Annotated in this window: 17 protein-coding genes and 1 tRNA gene; 10 read left to right on the top strand and 8 right to left on the bottom strand. The window is 74.1% G+C overall.

All coding sequences use genetic code 11. The features are described from left to right. Positions 1–70 precede the first annotated feature (70 nt). Positions 71–649, top strand: coding sequence for a TetR/AcrR family transcriptional regulator (locus ACLQ14_RS03550; RefSeq protein ID WP_425809934.1), 579 nt, complete (start codon positions 71–73; stop codon positions 647–649). Here the strand turns inward: ACLQ14_RS03550 and ACLQ14_RS03545 are convergent. Next, positions 639–1,448 carry an SDR family oxidoreductase gene (locus ACLQ14_RS03545; protein WP_425809932.1) on the bottom strand — a complete coding sequence of 270 codons (810 nt, stop codon included), beginning with the start codon at positions 1,446–1,448 and terminating at the stop codon, positions 639–641. The genes ACLQ14_RS03550 and ACLQ14_RS03545 overlap by 11 nt on opposite strands. 92 nt (positions 1,449–1,540) lie before the next feature. Between ACLQ14_RS03545 and ACLQ14_RS03540 the strand changes: the two genes are divergently transcribed. Genes ACLQ14_RS03540 through ACLQ14_RS03525 form a run of 4 tightly spaced genes read left to right on the top strand, consistent with a single transcriptional unit; the run spans position 1,541 to position 5,871 of the window. Continuing rightward, a complete protein-coding gene (locus ACLQ14_RS03540; protein ID WP_425809930.1) occupies positions 1,541–2,221 on the top strand; it encodes a GntR family transcriptional regulator in 681 nt (226 codons plus the stop codon). A gap of 21 nt (positions 2,222–2,242) precedes the next feature. Continuing rightward, complete coding sequence (locus ACLQ14_RS03535; protein WP_425809928.1) at positions 2,243–3,775, top strand: MmgE/PrpD family protein; 1,533 nt, start codon at positions 2,243–2,245, stop codon at positions 3,773–3,775. Continuing rightward, positions 3,775–4,692, top strand: a complete 918-nt coding sequence (gene prpB, locus ACLQ14_RS03530) for a methylisocitrate lyase (RefSeq protein WP_425809926.1) — start codon at positions 3,775–3,777, stop codon at positions 4,690–4,692. The genes ACLQ14_RS03535 and prpB overlap by 1 nt, the downstream gene beginning before the upstream one ends. Before the next feature lie 36 nt (positions 4,693–4,728). Further along, on the top strand, positions 4,729–5,871 hold the full coding sequence (locus tag ACLQ14_RS03525) for a bifunctional 2-methylcitrate synthase/citrate synthase (protein WP_425809924.1): 1,143 nt from the start codon (positions 4,729–4,731) through the stop codon (positions 5,869–5,871). 37 nt (positions 5,872–5,908) lie between these two features. On the opposite strand, the gene ACLQ14_RS03520 is transcribed toward ACLQ14_RS03525, so the two are convergent. Genes ACLQ14_RS03520 through ACLQ14_RS03510 form a run of 3 tightly spaced genes read right to left on the bottom strand, consistent with a single transcriptional unit; the run spans position 5,909 to position 7,745 of the window. Next, on the bottom strand, positions 5,909–6,652 hold the full coding sequence (locus tag ACLQ14_RS03520; protein WP_425809922.1) for a hypothetical protein: 744 nt from the start codon (positions 6,650–6,652) through the stop codon (positions 5,909–5,911). Next, positions 6,649–7,254, bottom strand: a complete 606-nt coding sequence (locus ACLQ14_RS03515; protein WP_425809920.1) for a hypothetical protein — start codon at positions 7,252–7,254, stop codon at positions 6,649–6,651. The genes ACLQ14_RS03520 and ACLQ14_RS03515 overlap by 4 nt, the downstream gene beginning before the upstream one ends. A 26-nt stretch (positions 7,255–7,280) precedes the next feature. Further along, positions 7,281–7,745, bottom strand: coding sequence for a DUF3592 domain-containing protein (locus ACLQ14_RS03510; RefSeq protein WP_425809918.1), 465 nt, complete (start codon positions 7,743–7,745; stop codon positions 7,281–7,283). A 137-nt stretch (positions 7,746–7,882) separates the two neighbouring features. Between ACLQ14_RS03510 and ACLQ14_RS03505 the strand changes: the two genes are divergently transcribed. Next, on the top strand, positions 7,883–9,397 hold the full coding sequence (locus ACLQ14_RS03505) for an amino acid permease (RefSeq protein ID WP_425809916.1): 1,515 nt from the start codon (positions 7,883–7,885) through the stop codon (positions 9,395–9,397). Positions 9,398–9,427: 30 nt separating this feature from the next. On the opposite strand, the gene ACLQ14_RS03500 is transcribed toward ACLQ14_RS03505, so the two are convergent. After that, positions 9,428–10,168, bottom strand: a complete 741-nt coding sequence (locus tag ACLQ14_RS03500; RefSeq protein WP_425809914.1) for an SDR family oxidoreductase — start codon at positions 10,166–10,168, stop codon at positions 9,428–9,430. Between the two features lie 97 nt (positions 10,169–10,265). Here ACLQ14_RS03500 and ACLQ14_RS03495 point away from each other — a divergent pair, with 97 nt between their 5' ends. Next, positions 10,266–10,724, top strand: coding sequence for a MarR family winged helix-turn-helix transcriptional regulator (locus ACLQ14_RS03495; protein ID WP_425809912.1), 459 nt, complete (start codon positions 10,266–10,268; stop codon positions 10,722–10,724). A gap of 48 nt (positions 10,725–10,772) precedes the next feature. After that, positions 10,773–11,477, top strand: coding sequence for an NADPH-dependent F420 reductase (locus ACLQ14_RS03490; RefSeq protein ID WP_425809910.1), 705 nt, complete (start codon positions 10,773–10,775; stop codon positions 11,475–11,477). A 49-nt stretch (positions 11,478–11,526) separates the two neighbouring features. Here ACLQ14_RS03490 and ACLQ14_RS03485 read toward each other — a convergent pair. From ACLQ14_RS03485 to ACLQ14_RS03475, 3 genes are all read right to left on the bottom strand, one after another. Next, a tRNA-Pro gene (locus ACLQ14_RS03485) sits at positions 11,527–11,603 on the bottom strand. Positions 11,604–11,765: 162 nt separating this feature from the next. Beyond that, positions 11,766–12,740 carry an NAD-dependent epimerase/dehydratase family protein gene (locus ACLQ14_RS03480; RefSeq protein ID WP_425809908.1) on the bottom strand — a complete coding sequence of 325 codons (975 nt, stop codon included), beginning with the start codon at positions 12,738–12,740 and terminating at the stop codon, positions 11,766–11,768. Between the two features lie 17 nt (positions 12,741–12,757). After that, complete coding sequence (locus tag ACLQ14_RS03475; protein ID WP_425809906.1) at positions 12,758–14,275, bottom strand: PLP-dependent aminotransferase family protein; 1,518 nt, start codon at positions 14,273–14,275, stop codon at positions 12,758–12,760. Positions 14,276–14,304: 29 nt separating this feature from the next. Between ACLQ14_RS03475 and ACLQ14_RS03470 the strand changes: the two genes are divergently transcribed. Then, positions 14,305–15,315 (top strand): DMT family transporter, encoded by a 1,011-nt coding sequence (locus tag ACLQ14_RS03470; protein WP_425809904.1) that lies wholly within the window; start codon positions 14,305–14,307, stop codon positions 15,313–15,315. Continuing rightward, positions 15,264–16,115 carry an LppX_LprAFG lipoprotein gene (locus ACLQ14_RS03465; RefSeq protein WP_425809902.1) on the top strand — a complete coding sequence of 284 codons (852 nt, stop codon included), beginning with the start codon at positions 15,264–15,266 and terminating at the stop codon, positions 16,113–16,115. The genes ACLQ14_RS03470 and ACLQ14_RS03465 overlap by 52 nt, the downstream gene beginning before the upstream one ends. Positions 16,116–16,133 lie beyond the last annotated feature (18 nt).

Genomic DNA, 16,133 nt, shown 5'->3' with positions numbered 1-16,133 from the left:
CTGCTCCTGAGGGACGAGCGTTCTAAACCTAGACGGACCGTCTCGGTTCGATTCACGCTAGCATCGACCCATGACCGACGCCAGCCCCCTCCGGCCCGGACGCCGCCGCAGCGAGGACAGCCGACGCGCGATCCTGGCGGCCGCCGTCGAGCTCGTGGCCGAGCACGGCTACGGGCCACTCACCGTCGAGAAGATCGCCGCGCGCGCGGGCACCGGGAAGCAGACCATCTACCGCTGGTGGCCCACCAAGGCGGACGTGGTCATGGAGGCGCTCGTCGAGAAGGCCGACCTGCACATCCGCGTGCCCGACGACGGCTCGCTCGCCGCCGACCTGCGCGGCTTCCTCGAGGCGAGCGTCGCGCTCGGCCGGGCGTCGCAAGTCGTCGCGATCCTGCGTGCGCTCATGGCGGAGTCCCAGCTCGACGAGGCGTTCGGCCGGCGATTCCGGGAGGTGTTCATCGAGAACCGCCGGGCCGCGCTGCGGACGGTCCTCGACCGGGCGGCGGCGCGCGGCGAGCTCCCGGCGGGGGTGTCGGTGGACACGCTGCTCGACGTCGTCTTCGGGGTGATCTGGTACCGCGTGCTCACGGACCGGGCGCTCGGGGCCGACGCGGTGGTCGGCGAGCTCGTCGCCCTGATCAGCGGCTGAGCGCCAGCCACTCCTCGAACGTCGTCCGCCCGACGACGTCCGCCGCGTCCGACGTGAGCGCGCCGCTGCGGAGCGCGCGCCCGGCAGCGCCGGGGAAGGGTACGGGCGTGACGAGCGAGTGCCGCGCGGTGCCGCGCTTCCAGACCTGGGCGAGCTCGCGCAGCTCGCGGACCTCCGGGCCGACGACGGTCGTCCGCCGACCCGACGGCGCGCCCTGGGCGACCCCCGCGACGACGGCCGCGACCTCCGCCGAGGCGACAGGCTGGACGCGCATGGGCGGTGCGAACGTGAGGCCCAGGTGGGTGTAGCTCGCGAGGGTCGTGACCGCGAACTCGTGGAACTGCGTCGCGCTCACGGTGCTCCACGGCACCGGGCCGGACTCGACGAGGTGCTGCTGCGCCGTCTTGAGCTCGAAGTACGCCATCGGCACCACGTCGCACCCGACGATGTCGACCGAGACGTGGTGCCGCACGCCCGCCGCCGCCTCGGCGTCGAGCAGACGCTCGGTGCCGTCGACGAGCGTCCGAGCCGCCTTCCGTGCGGGCCCGGTGCCGTTGCCCGCGTCCACGACGACGTCGCACCCGGCGAGCGCGGGGGCCAGACCGAGCCCGGTCCGCAGGTCGACCGGGTGGTCGGAGTGGCGCGAGAGCGCACGGACGTCGTGGCCCGCGGCGTCGAGGGCTGCCGCGACCTGCCTGCCGAGCGTTCCGGTGCCGCCGACCACGGCGACCGTGAGGGTGCGCTCCCCGCTCGGCTGCGTGGGGTCGCCGGGGCGTGACGTGGTGTCGATGGTCTCCATGTCAGAGAAGACGTCGGAGTGCGCCGGTCTGTGACACCGCAGCGGGCAGCCACGATGTATACACGTGCACACCAGCGTGCGAGAATGGCTCCATGACGACGACGCTCAGCCCCCGGCAGTCCGGGGCGCGGGCCGTCTACGACGCCCTCCGGACCGAGATCATCGACGGCACGCTCGCCCCCGACGAGCGCCTGTCCGAGCCCGCGCTCGCCGCCCGTCTCGGTGTCTCGCGGACCCCCGTGCGGGAGGCGCTGCGACGGCTCGAGGCCGAGACGCTCGTCGTCGAGCAGCCCACCGGCGGGGTGCGGGTCGCGCCGCTCGACGTCGCCGACGCACGACAGGTCTACGAGGTCCGTGCCCGGCTCGAGGGTCTCCTGGCCCGCCGTGCCGCCGAGCGCGTCGCCCGCCCCGAGGGCGCGGCAGCCCCCGACGACGTCGCCCGCCTGGCTCGCCTGGTCGACCTCATGGACGCCGTCCGAGATCACGACGACGAGGTCCTGCGGATCGGGGCCGAGTTCCACGCGGTCGTGGAGCGGCTCGCGGACGACCGCCTGTGCGCGGCGCTGCTCCGCCAGATCCGCGGCCACGTCGACCGCTACCGCATGCTCGCCACCCGCGAGCGCGTCGGGACCACCGCTCACGTCGACGAGCACCGCGCGGTGGCGCGCGCCGTCGTCGGCGGGGACCCGGACGCCGCGGAGGACGCCATGCGCGCCCACATCGAGTCGAGCGCCGCCGCGGCGGCGCGCGCGCTCGACCGCCACACGCCGTAGCACCACCGGAAGAGAGACGCCATGCCCATCACCCACACCGTCCGCGTGCACCCCAGCGCGGACGACCTGCCCCGCGAGGACCAGCTCGCCTGGAAGCTCGCGGAGCTCGCCGCCGACCCCGTCGACGTCACCCCCGAGGTCACGGACATGGTGATCAACCGGGTCATCGACAACGCGTCGGTGGCGGTCGCGAGCCTGACGCGGGCACCCGTCGTCGCGGCGCGCGCCCAGGCCCTCACGCACCCGTACGTGCCGGGCGGGACGGTCTTCGGCAGCCCGCTGACCACGCGCACGAGCCCCGAGTGGGCGGCGTGGGCGAACGGCGTCGCGGTCCGCGAGCTCGACTTCCACGACACGTTCCTCGCCGCCGAGTACTCGCACCCGGGCGACAACATCCCGCCGGTCCTCGCGGTCGCGCAGCACGCGGGGAGGTCCGGGCGCGACGTCGTGCGCGGCGTCGCGACGGGCTACGAGATCCAGGTCGACCTCGCGCGGACCATCAGCCTGCACGCGCACAAGATCGACCACGTCGCGCACCTCGGCCCCTCCGCGGCGGCGGGGATCGGGACGCTGCTGGGGCTCCCGGCCCAGGTGATCTTCCAGGCGATCGGCCAGGCCCTGCACACGACGACGGCGACCCGCCAGTCCCGCAAGGGCCGCATCTCGACGTGGAAGGCGTACGCGCCGGCGTTCGCGGGCAAGGTCGCGGTCGAGGCCGTCGACCGGGCGATGCGCGGCCAGACGAGCCCCGAGCCGATCTACGAGGGCGAGGACGGCGTGATCGCGTGGCTGCTCGACGGCCCCGACGCGTCCTACGACGTCACGCTCCCGGACGTGGGCGAGGCCAAGACCGCGATCCTCGACACCTTCACCAAGGAGCACTCGGCGGAGTACCAGGCGCAGGCCCTCATCGACCTGGCGCGCGCCCTGCACGCCGAGCACCCGTTCCTGGCCGACCCCGCGAACGTCGCGCGGATCGTCATCCACACCAGTCACCACACGCACTACGTCATCGGCTCGGGCGCGAACGACCCGCAGAAGTACGACCCGCACGCCTCGCGCGAGACCCTCGACCACTCGGTGCCGTACATCTTCACGGTCGCCCTGCAGGACGGCGGCTGGCACCACGTGGCGTCCTACGCGCCCGAGCGCGCGGCGCGTCCGGACACCGTCGAGCTGTGGCAGAAGGTCACGACCGCCGAGGACGCCGAGTGGACGCGGCGGTACCACTCCACCGACCCGGCGGAGAAGGCGTTCGGCGGGCGGGTCGAGATCGAGCTGGCCGACGGCGGCCGGATCGTCCGCGAGCTCGCCGTCGCCGACGCGCACCCGCTGGGCGCCCGGCCGTTCGAGCGCAAGGACTACGTCCGCAAGTTCCGCACCCTCGCCGACGGGCTCGTCGAGCCCGAGGAGGTCGAGCGGTTCCTCGACCTCGCGCAGCGCCTGCCCGACCTCGCGGCCGGCGAGCTGCGGGAGCTGACCGTCGTGGCGGCGCCCGGCGTGCTGGAGTCCGTCCAGAGCCCGCGCGGGCTCTTCGAGCTGGGAGGCAAGTGATGCTGTACGCGACGACGACGGCGTCCGACAAGCGCGTGGCGTTCCGCGACGCGCTCGCGGCGGCCGGGAGCGAGGGGCGGGTGCTGCGCTTCCCGGGCGCGTTCAACCCGCTGTCGGCGCGGCTGATCGAGGACAAGGGCTTCGACGGCGTGTACGTGTCGGGGGCGGTGCTGTCCGCGGACCTCGGCCTGCCCGACATCGGCCTGACGACGCTGACGGAGGTCGCGCAGCGGTCCGGTCAGATCGCCCGGATGACCAACCTGCCGGCGCTCGTCGACGCCGACACCGGCTTCGGCGAGCCCATGAACGTGGCCCGCACCGTCCAGGAGCTCGAGGACGCCGGCCTCGCGGGCTGCCACATCGAGGACCAGGTCAACCCGAAGCGGTGCGGCCACCTCGACGGCAAGTCCGTCGTCGAGCTCGAGACCGCGCTCAAGCGGGTCCGCGCCGCCGCCGACGCCCGCCGCGACCCCAGCTTCCTCGTCATGGCCCGCACCGACGTGCGCGGGTCGCTCGACGGCGACGCCGGGCTGCGGGCCGCCGTCGACCGTGCGCGGGCGCTCGTCGACGCCGGGGCGGACGCGATCTTCCCCGAGGCCATGAAGGACCTGCGCGAGTTCGAGGCCGTCGCGTCCGCCGTCGACGTGCCGGTGCTCGCGAACATGACCGAGTTCGGCAAGTCCGAGCTGTTCACCACCCGGCAGCTCGCCGACGCCGGCGTCCGGATGGTCATCTACCCGGTGACGCTCCTGCGGATCGCGATGGGCGCCGTCGAGCGGGGGCTCGAGGAGATCGCCGCGGAGGGCACGCAGGCGGGGCTCGTCGAGGGCATGCAGACCCGCGCGCGGCTCTACGAGCTCCTCGACTACGCCGGCTACAACACGTTCGACACCAGCATCTTTACCTACCGCCCCTGACCCCGTGCGAACCGAACTTCACGAAGGAGTGACGCCATGACCGGCACGACCACCGGCCCCCTCGACCCGCCCGCGATCCGGAAGGGCCTCGTCGGCGTCGTCGCCGACGAGACCGCGATCTCCAAGGTCAACCCCGACACCAACTCGCTGCTCTACCGCGGGTACCCGGTGCAGGAGCTCGCGGCCCGCGCGTCGTTCGAGGAGGTCGCGTACCTCCTGTGGCACGGCGAGCTCCCGACGACGGCGCAGCTCGCCGAGCAGACGTCCGCGGAGCGCGCGGCGCGGGCCCTGCCGTCGGTGGTCCGCGACGCCGTGCTGGCGCTCCCGACGACGAGCCACCCCATGGACGTCGTCCGCACCGCGGTGTCGGTGCACGGCGCGAACGACCCGCACGCCGAGGACTCGTCGCCCGAGGCGGAGCAGGCCAAGGCGGCGCGGTTGTGGGCCGTGCTGCCCGCCGTCGTCGCGCTCGACCAGCGACGCCGCCACGGGTTGGACGAGGTCGAACCCCGCGACGACCTCTCGTACGCGGAGAACTTCCTGTGGCTGACGTTCGGCGAGGTGCCCGACCCGGTGGTCGTCCGGGCGTTCGAGGTGTCGATGGTCCTGTACGCGGAGCACTCGTTCAACGCCTCGACGTTCACCGCGCGGGTCATCGCGTCGACGCTGTCGGACCTGCACTCCGCCGTGACCGGCGCCGTCGGGGCGCTCAAGGGAGCGCTGCACGGTGGCGCGAACGAGGCCGTCATGGCGACGTTCGACGAGATCGGCACCGCCGACCGCGCCGAGGCCTGGCTCGACCGGGCGCTCGCGGAGCGCCGCAAGATCATGGGCTTCGGGCACCGCGTCTACAAGCACGGCGACTCGCGCGTCCCCACCATGAAGGCGTCGCTCGACGAGCTCCTCGAGCACACCGGCCGCCAGGACCTCGCCGCGCTCTACGACGCGCTCGAGTCCGCGATGGCCGCGCGCAAGGGGATCCTGCCGAACCTCGACTACCCGACCGGGCCCGCGTACCACGTCATGGGCTTCGACACCCCGACGTTCACACCGCTGTTCGTGGCGTCGCGCGTCGTCGGCTGGACCGCGCACGTCATGGAGCAGCACGCCGGCAACGCGCTCATCCGTCCTCTGTCCGCGTACACCGGGCCCGACCAGCGCGAGGTACCGGAGCGCTGAGCCCGGCCGTCGGGGCAGGGTGGGTCCACCCGGAAGGTCAGCGCGACGGCGCGCAGATGTCGTCGGCGAGCGTCAGCGGCGACACGTTCCCTGCCGTGCCTTCGGCGGAGGTCCACGTGTAGATGGACCGGTCGAGAGTCAGGATCTGGGTCGTCGTGACGCCTAGCGACGTGACGTGCAACCCGATCGATCGCAGTCGTGCCGTGCCGGTGCCCTCGCCCCTGACCGTGAGCACCGGGTACACGAGGCGCAGCCGTACGCTCGAGCCCGCCGGGACGCGGACCTCGTCGGTGACCTGGGTGGCGGTCGGCGTCGGGAGATCGTTGGGCTCGTCCGAGGTCGCCCTCGTCGGGGTCGGTGTCCGCCCGACCGAATCGGCCTCGAACGCGCCCCGCCGGGTGTCCGTCAGCCGGAGCGTGACCGGCCACCGTCCGCGGTTCGCGAGCGTCACGACGTCGTGCGGGTCGTCCGCGAGGTGCGCGCGGTCGTCGTCGCCGGTGCGGTCGGGGCTCGCATCGTGCACGGCAGCCTCGCTCCCGCCGGAGCACATCAGCACCGGGGCGTCCGTCCAGCCCACGCCTGCGTCGACGACGTCCACGTCGCGCGCCAGCCGCTGCCACTGCACGGCCACGAGGGCCAGGGCGACGACCACGACCAGCGCCGTCGTCCTGCGCCACGGGTGCTTGATCCGGCGGACGGGTGGGCTCGCGGGCGTACCGCCCTCGTCCGGCTCGACGACGACCTCGACCGTGCTGTCGCCGCGGCTTCGTCGGCGGGTCACGAGCAGCGGTACCCGTCGGGCGGGGTCTCCCCGCCGTAGATCATGACCTGGTCGGGGAGGACGAAGTCCTGCGACGACGTCGTCCCGAGGGTCGTGGTGCGGAGCCGCACCCGCGCGATCCCCACCGAGGCATCGTCTGCCAGGGCCGGCAGGGGCGACGCGGCCGAGACGACCAGGGACACGGTCTGCCCGGTCGGGACCGAGACGGACGCGGTCGTGCTCCCGGGCTCGCGGGACGCCGCCGTGCTCACGTCCACGACACCGGTGAACGCGACCCGGAACCCGGCCGGCTGCTCCGCCGAGATCGTGACCGGGAACTGCGAGGAGTTGCGCACGAGCGCCGCGTAGACCGGGGAGCCGTCGGTGACGGCCGCGTCCTCGCTCGAGTGGAGCGAGATGCTCTCGTCCGCGCAGGTCACCGTCGCAGGCGAGCTCCACCTCGAGCCCTCCGCCTCGAGCCTCGGGTTGCGCGACAGCACGAACCACCCGACCACCACGACGACGGCGAGCAGCGCGGCGACCCACGGCGTGAACCGGCGTCGGCCGCGGGGCGCGGGCTCGGCCGGGACGTCTCCGGCGAGGGGATCGGGGGCGGTTGGCACAGGTGGTCTCCTGGTCGGCGCGGCGGTCAGAACGGCGAGCTGTTGATCAGGCTCTGCGAGAACGCGACGAACCCACCGATCAGCGCGAGGAAGACGACGGCGACGACGATGCGCGTCCCGGCGGCACCGGCCCCGATCTGCGCCCCAGTCGGGGCGACGAAGCGCTCCGGTCGCTCGGGGTCGTAGAGCACGCGCACGTCCTGGCCGGAGCGGTCGAGCATACCGACGTCCGAGTAGGTGGGGACGGCGCGGATCCGGCGCCCGTCGAGCGTGGGGAACTCGACGGTCTCGACCAGGGCCGAGCTGATCCGGCGGTCGTCGCCCGAGCCGCTCGTCGAGTGGCTCACGTGGCTCGCGACGACCGTTCCTCGCGTCTCCTGCCCGGACCGCTGCAAAGCGCGCAGCCCGCCGATCTCGCGCACGGCCCCGACGATCATCCAGAGCAGGACCACCGCGATGAACGCGGGCACGACGACGAACAGGATGCGCACCGGGACACCTTAGCGGCGGCCGCGGCGCACCCGTGCCCCGCCGCCCCACCTGCGGCCGAGCGTTTGCCGACGTCAGACGCCCGCGTGACAGTGGACGGGCAGGACCCCGACGACCGCCACGGCTCGAAGGAGTGTCAATGAGCGTCTTCCGTACCAAGTCCGTCGAGGCGTCGATGGCGGACGCCGACGACTCGGAGCACCAGCTCAAGCGTGACCTGTCCGCCCTCGACCTCACGGTCTTCGGGGTGGGCGTCGTCATCGGGACCGGGATCTTCGTGCTCACGGGGCTCGCCGCCAAGGAGCACGCCGGCCCGGCGGTGGCGATCTCCTTCGCGATCGCGGGCCTGGTCTGCGCCCTGGCGGCGCTCTGCTACGCCGAGCTCGCGTCGACCGTGCCGGTGGCGGGCAGCGCGTACACGTTCGCGTACGCGACGTCGGGCGAGATCGTGGCGTGGATCATCGGCTGGGACCTGCTGCTCGAGATGGCGCTCGGTGCCGCGGTCGTGGCGGTCGGCTGGTCCCAGTACTTCTCGAGCCTGCTCGACACGATCGGGTGGCACCTGCCCGCGTCGATCGCCGGCGGCGACGGCGCGTTCATGGACCTGCCCGCGCTGCTCGTCGTCGTGATCCTCACGGCGGTCCTGGTGCTCGGGGTCAAGCTGTCCGCGCGGGTCAACTCGGTGATCGTCGCGATCAAGGTCGCGATCGTGCTGTTCGTCATCGTCGCCGGGCTGTTCTTCGTCAAGGCCGCCAACTACCACCCGTTCGTGCCGCCGTCGAAGCCGGCGCCCGACACCACCGGCCTCCAGGCCACGCTGTGGCAGACGATCCTCGGCAGCGCGCCCGCCGACTTCGGCGTCGTCGGCATCTTCACGGCCGCCGCCATCGTGTTCTTCGCGTTCATCGGGTTCGACGTCGTCGCGACCGCCGCCGAGGAGACGCACAAGCCCCAGCGCGACGTGCCGCGCGGGATCATCGGGTCGCTCGTCATCTGCACGGCCCTGTACGTCGGGGTGTCGCTCGTCGTCGTCGGGATGCAGAAGTACTCCGAGCTCGACCCCGACGCACCCCTCGCCGAGGCGTTCAAGTCCGTCGGCGCCGACTGGGCGGCGACCATCATCACGGTCGGGGCGCTCGCGGGTCTCACGACCGTCGTCATGATCCTCATGCTCGGCCAGTCGCGCGTGCTGTTCGCGATGTCACGGGACAACCTGGTGCCCCGCGGGCTGGCGACCGTGCACCCGACGTTCCGCACTCCCTACCGGATCACGATCCTCATCGGCGCCGTCGTGGCCGTTCTGGCGGCGTTCATCCCGCTGTCGGCGCTCGCGGAGCTGGTCAACATCGGGACGCTGTTCGCGTTCGTGGTGGTGTCGATCGGGGTGATCGTGCTGCGCCGGACCCGGCCCGATCTCGAGCGCGCCTTCCGCGTGCCGTGGGTGCCGGTCCTCCCGATCGCGTCGGTCCTCGCGTGCCTGTACCTCATGCTCAACCTGCCCGTCGAGACGTGGCTGCGGTTCCTCGTCTGGATGCTGATCGGGTTCGTCATCTACTTCGCGTACGGGCGGCGCCACTCGCGGGTGCCCGACGACGGCGCCGCGGACCCGGGGGAGGCTCGCGCGTCCTCCGGGTCCTCGGGCCGCCAGGCGTGATCGGACGGGTCCCGACGTCGTCCGCCGGGCTCAGTCCTCTCGGAGCCGGGCGAGGACCTCGGCCGCCGCGCGCCCGTCCGGGAGCCGCAGGTGCTGCCCGGCGACCGTCGACGCGGAGGCCGCCGCGGCGACGGCGCCGACCTGGTCGGCGGTCACCTGCTGCGGGTCGTGCGCCTCGGTGAGCCGGGTCCTGACGGGGCCGAGCTCGAGCAAGAAGACCCGCTTGGCGTCGGCCAGCTCCGCGGTGAGCACCTGGTGCATCATGTGCAGCGCGGTCTGCTCCATGCTCACGAGGCCGCTGCCCGGGACCGGGACGTGGGCGGACTCGCCCACGACGATCGTGTAGGCGCCCTGCCGCGTCATGCGCGGCAGGGCGGCGCGGACGACGGCCATGTGGGTGGTCGCGAGGTCGACGAACGCGCCCTGCCAGTCGGCCTCGTCGATCTCCCACAGCGGCTTGCCCCACCACCAGCCGCCGATCGGGGCGACGACGTCGTCGACGCTCCCCAGCCGGTCGACCGCTGTCGCCACGAGGGCCTCGGCACCGGCGAAGCTCGTGTAGTCGTGGACGACCAGGTGCAGGCGCTCGGTGGCGGCCGCGCCGAGCAAGGCCCGGAACTCGTCCCCGCGCTCCTGGGTCCGCGTCGGTACGACGACGTCGGCGCCGGCCGCGAGGTACGCCCGCACGGCGCCCTCCCCGACGCCGCCCGTGCCGCCGGGGATCAGGACGTGACGGTCGGACAGGTCGCGACGGGATGGGGTCTCGGACATGAGTGCTCTCCTCGGATCAGGGCCGTTGGGAAGCCCAACGTTGGTGTGGACAACGTAGCACTGATCGGTTGGGCTCCCCAACGGATATGCTCACGGCATGGAAGAGACCGACGACGACGTGCGGCCGCCCGCCCGGCTGCGTGCGCTGACGAGCTGGCAGGCGAGCAGGGTGTCCACGATCGGTGCCCGCGCCACGGCCCGGCACATGCCGCTCAGCGCGCGCTCCGACTTCGCCGTCCTCGCCGCCCTGGAGGAGTACGGCCCGCTCAGCCAGGCCGGGCTCGGCAGGAGGCTGGGCATCGACCGCAACGAGATCAGCGGGATCGTGACCCGGCTCGACTCCGCCGGTCACGTCGACCGCACGCCCGACCCCGACGACCGGCGCCGCAACGTCGTCACCCTCACCACGGCCGGCGGGCGTCGGCTCGTCGCGATCCAGGACGCCGCGAACCGGGCCCAAGCCGAGCTGCTCGCCGGTCTCGACGCTCACGAGCAGCAGCAGCTCCATGCGCTCCTGACGAAGGTCCTGCGCGCCCACCGGCCCGAGCCCGCCTAGGGTCCGGCGCGGTTCTGGACGGTTGCCCGGAACATCGAGCCGGACGTCGTGATTGCAGCAGGTGACCACGACGAACAGGAGACGAACGTGCGGATCGGCATCATCGGAGCAGGACACATCGGCGGCACCCTCACGCGGCGGCTGACCGCGCTCGGACACGACGTGCGGGTCGCGAACTCGCGGGCACCCGAGACGCTCGCGGGGCTCACCGCCGAGACCGGTGCGACGCCGGTCTGGGCCAAGGACGCGGCCGCCGACGCCGAGCTGGTGATCCTCAGCATCCCGGAGCGCGCGGTCCCGGACCTCGCGCCCGGCATCGTCGACGCGCGGGCCGCCGGTGCCCCGGTGATCGAGACGAACAACTACTACTGGCAGCGCGACGGCCGCATCGACGGCATCGAGGACCCCGACGTCCCCGAGAGCGTGTGGGTGTCGTCGGTGCTGGGGGTCCCGGTCTTCAAGGTGTTCAACGGGATCAACTGGACACACCTGCGCGACCGCGGCGCGGAGCCGGGCGCGGAGGGCCGGATCGCCCTGCCGATCGCGGGCGACGACGACGCCGGGCGGCCGATCGTGTCGGGCATCGTCGACGCGCTCGGGTTCGACCCGGTCGACGCCGGCCCGCTCGCGGAGTCGTGGCGGCAGCAGCCCGGGACGCCCGTGTACGGCGCGGACCTCGACGCCGCCGGCGTCGTGCGGGCGCTGGCCGAGACTCCGCGCGAGCGACCCGAGCAGTTCCGCGCCCCGCGCTGACCGGAGACGACGGAAGGCCCGGAACCGTTGCGGTTCCGGGCCTTCCGGCTGGTCGGGGTGACAGGATTTGAACCTGCGACCTCCTCGTCCCGAACGAGGCGCGCTACCAAGCTGCGCCACACCCCGAGGTCGTGCACCGGCGCGCGTCATGAACCACGACCGCTTCCGGAGCCTGCCCAGGATAGCCGACCCGTGGCCCCTGGACGAAATCCGATTCCGGCCGGCGTTCGAGCTGTCAGAACCTGACGGCGTTCGAGCGCCGTCAGGTTCTGACACGTCGGGTGAGCATCAGGGGAGGTCGAGCTCCGGGAGGTCGAGCACGTGCTCGGCCTCGAAGCCGAACAGCCGACGCGCGGGCTCGAGGTCGAGGGGGACCGTGCGCCCCGGCAGCTCGCGCCGCACCTCGACGCCCGGCCAGTAGCGGGCGAGGAGCTCGGCCGTGCGGTAGGGGGCGTACGTCGTCGGGGCCGCGACGAACGCGACGTGGACGCCGGGCTCGGCGGGCGTGAGTGCGAGGACCGCGGCGCGCGCGGCGTCGCGGGTCTCCAGGTAGGACCACAGGTCGCGGGCGGTGACGGCCAGGTCGAACCCCGTGCCCGACGCGAAGGGTGTGAGCCGGTCGTCGAGCCCCGGCACCTCGCCCAGGCCGCCCACCATCGGGAAGCGCAGCACGCTGATCGTCGTGCCGTGCCGCCGGTGCATCGTCCGGGCCGTGGCCTCGCCGACGACCTTCGACAGCGCGTACGGGTCTGCGGCACGGGTCGGCGAGGCGACGTCGAGCGGCAGGTAGGCCGGCGTCGCAGGGACGGGCGAGAAGCGCAGGCCCACGGCGTTGATGCTGCCCGCGACGACGACGTGCTCGACCCCCGCGACGCCCGCGGCCTCGAGCACGGCGAACGTGGTCGCGGTGTTCGTCGCGAAGACCTCCTGCGCCTCGGCACCCTCGGGGGAGGGGATCGCGGCCAGGTGCACGACGGCGTCGACGCCGTCGAGCGCGTCCGTCACCACGCGCGGGTCCGCGGCGTCCCCGACGACGACGCGGTCCACGCTCGTGGGATCGGCGTCGGGTCCGCGCCCTGTCGCCAGGTCGCCGGGGTCGGTCCGGACGAGGGCCGTCACCGGCACGTCGCGCTGGGCGAGGTGGCGCAGGACCGCACGCCCGATCAGGCCGGCGGCGCCCGTGACGAGGACGCGGCGGTACGGCGCGGGGTCGGACGGGCGGGGCAGGGTGCCGGGCGCCGAGGGCCCGCGGTCTCGCGTCACCTGCCGATTCTCCGCCCTCACCTCAGGTCCCGGTGCGCGGCCGCGAGCCGGGCGACGCCGTCCTCGATGGTGCCGGTGGACGAGGCGCCGTACCCGAGGACGACGCCCGGCGTCCCCGGCCGCTGCCGGTGCCACGCCAGCGGGTGCACCGCGACGCCCCGCTCGAGCGCCGCGCGGGCGAGGACGACGTCGTCGAGCGCGGGCTCGTCGTCGAACGTGGCCGTGAGGTGCAGGCCCGCGGCCGCGCCGTGGACCCGGGCGCCCGGCAGCTCGCGCGCGAGGGCGGAGACCGCGACGTCGCGCCGGCGCCGGTGCCGGCTCCGGGCAAGCCGGAGGTGGCGCTCGAGCGCGCCGGAGCCGAGCAGCGAGGCCAGCACGAGCTGCCCGAGCACCGGGTTGCCGAGGTCGCTGTGGCGCTTCGCGTCCACGAGGACGTCGTGCCGGCGCGGCGGCGCGACGAGCCAGCCGAGCCGCAGGGCCGGAGCCAGCAGCTTCGACACGCTGCCGGTGTAGAAGACCTGGTCGGGGAGGCCGGCGGCCAACGCCGCCACGGGCGGGCGGTCGTAGCGGTGCTCGGCGTCGTAGTCGTCCTCGATCACCAGGCCGCCGTCCGCGGCCCAGGCGGCCAGCTCGCGGCGGCGCGGCCCGTCGAGGACGACGCCGAGCGGGAACTGGTGGGCCGGCGTCGCGAGGACCACGTCCGCGCCGGACGCGCGCAGCTCGTCGACCCGGAGGCCGCGGTCGTCGACGCCGACCGGCGGGGTCGCGACGCCCCACGAGGCGAGGAGGTCCCGGGCGCCGAGCGAGCCCGGGTCCTCGACGGCGATCGCCCGGTGCCCGTCGTCGCGCAGCGCGCGGGCGACCAGGGCGAGCGCCTGGGCGACGCCCGCGACGACGATCACCCGGTCCGGGTCGACCCGCAGCCCCCGGAACCGCGCCAACCAGGCCGCGATCTCGGTTCGCAGCGCCGGCTCGCCGCGGGGGTCGCCGTAGGCCAGCGCCCCGGCGCCGAGGTCGTCGAGCACGCGGCGCTCGGCGCGCAGCCACGCGGCCCGGGGGAAGGCCGCGAGGTCCGGGACGCCGGGCATGAGGTCGACGGCGGGGCGCGCGGCGCGGACGGCCTCGAACGTCGAGGCGTCGGCCTCGCGCGTCACGGGCGACGGCGCGGGCCGGGCCAGCGTCGGGCGCCCGGCGGGCGCGGGGCGTGCCGGTCGAGGCTCCCGGCGCTGCGGCGCCATGACGGGGGTTTCGAGGACCACGGTCCCCGCGCGCCCCCGTCCCTCGACCTGGCCGCTCTCGGCGAGCCGCCGGTACGCCTCGGTGACGGTGCCGCGAGCGACGCCGAGGTCGTCGGCGAGCGCGCGCGTCGACGGCAGGACGGCACCCGGGCGCAGGCGGCCGTCCGCGATCGCGGACCGCACGGCGTCGGCGAGCCAGCCCGACAGGTCGCGCGGGAACGCCTGGCCGCGGTCGAGCTGGAGGAAGTCGGACGACGGATTGGACCAACTCGTTGAGGTGTCGATGGACCTGGTCACCGGACCAGTGTGCGCGAGAGCCTCGGGACATGGACAGCACCGCGACACGACCGGGCCCGGCTCGAACCCCGACGAACCCGGCCAGCGGCCGGCGTTCGCGGGTGCCCGTCGTGGGCGGCGCGGCGGCGATGGTGCTGGTCGGGTCGAGCGCGGCGGTCTCCCGCGTGCTCGTCGACGCGCCGCTGTTCACGGCGCAGGCCCTGCGCTACGCGATCGCGGCCGCGGTGCTCGTCCTGATCGCCCGGGTGCGCGGGGTGCCGATCCGGCGTCCGCGCGGCGCCGAGTGGCTGTGGCTCACCGCCGTCGCCGCGACGGGCCTCGTGCTGTTCAACGTCGCGCTGGTCCGCGGGGCCGCGCACGCCGAGCCGGCCGTGCTGGCGGTCGCCGTCGCGTGCGTGCCCGTGTTGCTCGGCGTCGTCGGGCCGGCGCTCGAGCGGCGCAGGCCGCGGGCCCGGCTGGTCGTGGCGGCCGTCGTCGTGACCGCCGGGGCCGTGCTCGTCGAGGGGACGGGGCACGCCGACGCCGTGGGGATCGCGTGGGCGGTCGTCACGCTCGTGTGCGAGGCCGGGTTCACGCTGCTCGCCGTCCCGGTCCTGCGGCGGCACGGGCCGTGGGGCGTGTCGCTGCACGCGGTGTGGATCGGGGCGGTGCTGTTCGCGGCCCTGGCCGTCCCGCTCGAGGGGTGGGGCGCCGTCGGGCAGCTGGACGGCGCCGACCTCCTCACGGTCGCGTACCTCGCGGTCCTCGTCACTGCTGTCGCGTTCGTGCTCTGGTACGGCGCGGTCGGCGCCCTCGGGTCCGACCGGGCGGGCCTCCTGACCGGCCTGGCCCCCGTCGCAGCGGCCGGCGCGGGCGTCGCCGGGGGACTCGCGCTGCCGGGCGTCGGGGTCTGGGCGGGCATCGCCGTCGTCGGCGTAGGCCTCGTGCTCGGCCTCCGGGCCGGTACGGTGGACGGACCTGCCAGTCCTGCCCCGACCCGGAGGTCCCCGTGCGTCGTCCGCTCCTCGGCCTCGCCGCGCTCACGCTCGGCGCCGCTCTGACCGTCACCGGATGCTCCACGTCCGACGACGGCGCGACCGCCGCGAAGAGCGCGTCGCCCGCCGCGGGGGCCGCGTCGTCGTCGGCGCCGGCTGCTCAGGCTGGCGCAGGCGCCGAGGCCGCCGCCCTCACCGCCGACAACTTCGCGACCCGGCTCACCGCCGCGCAGCACGCGAAGAAGTCCGTGCGCCTGTCGATGACGACGAGCGTGGCCGGCCAGAGGATCAGCGTCGACGGGACCGTCGACATGGGCGGCTCGAAGGTCGCCATGGACGAGACCGTGACGATGCCCGGCGCGATGCCTGAGATGACGGTCCGCGCCGTCGACGGCATCGTCTACATGAACCTCGGCGAGCTCTCGAAGAACAAGTGGGTCGAGATCGACCCGTCCGACACGAGCAACCCTCTCGCCTCGCAGTTCAAGGGCCTGCTCGACGGCGGCGACCCCACGCAGCAGATCGCCGGGCTGAAGGACGCCGTCACCTCCCTCGAGAAGAGCGGGGCGCCCACGACGATCGACGGCGTCCAGGCGCAGAAGTACGTCGTCGTCGTGGACACGGCGAAGCTCGGCGGGGCGCTCAAGAGCCAGCTCGGGACGGCGGGGGCGTCGCTGCCCCGGACCGTCACCTACACGTACTGGGTGGGCGACGACGACCTCGTGCGCAAGATCGAGGCTGACGTCTCCGGGGCGACGGTCGAGATGACGTTCACCCACTGGGGCGAGCCCGTCACCATCACCGCGCCGTCGAAGAGCGACATCCTCGAGGGCGGCCTCGACCAGCTCACGGCCATCGAGAGCTGAGGGCGCCGGCCCGCCCGA

Origin of the sequence: Luteimicrobium sp. DT211 (genome assembly GCF_049844995.1) — a bacterium.
Classification (GTDB): domain Bacteria; phylum Actinomycetota; class Actinomycetes; order Actinomycetales; family Cellulomonadaceae; genus Luteimicrobium.
The sequence above is the reverse complement of the archived record's forward strand: the minus strand, read 5'-3'. Positions and strand labels throughout refer to the sequence as shown.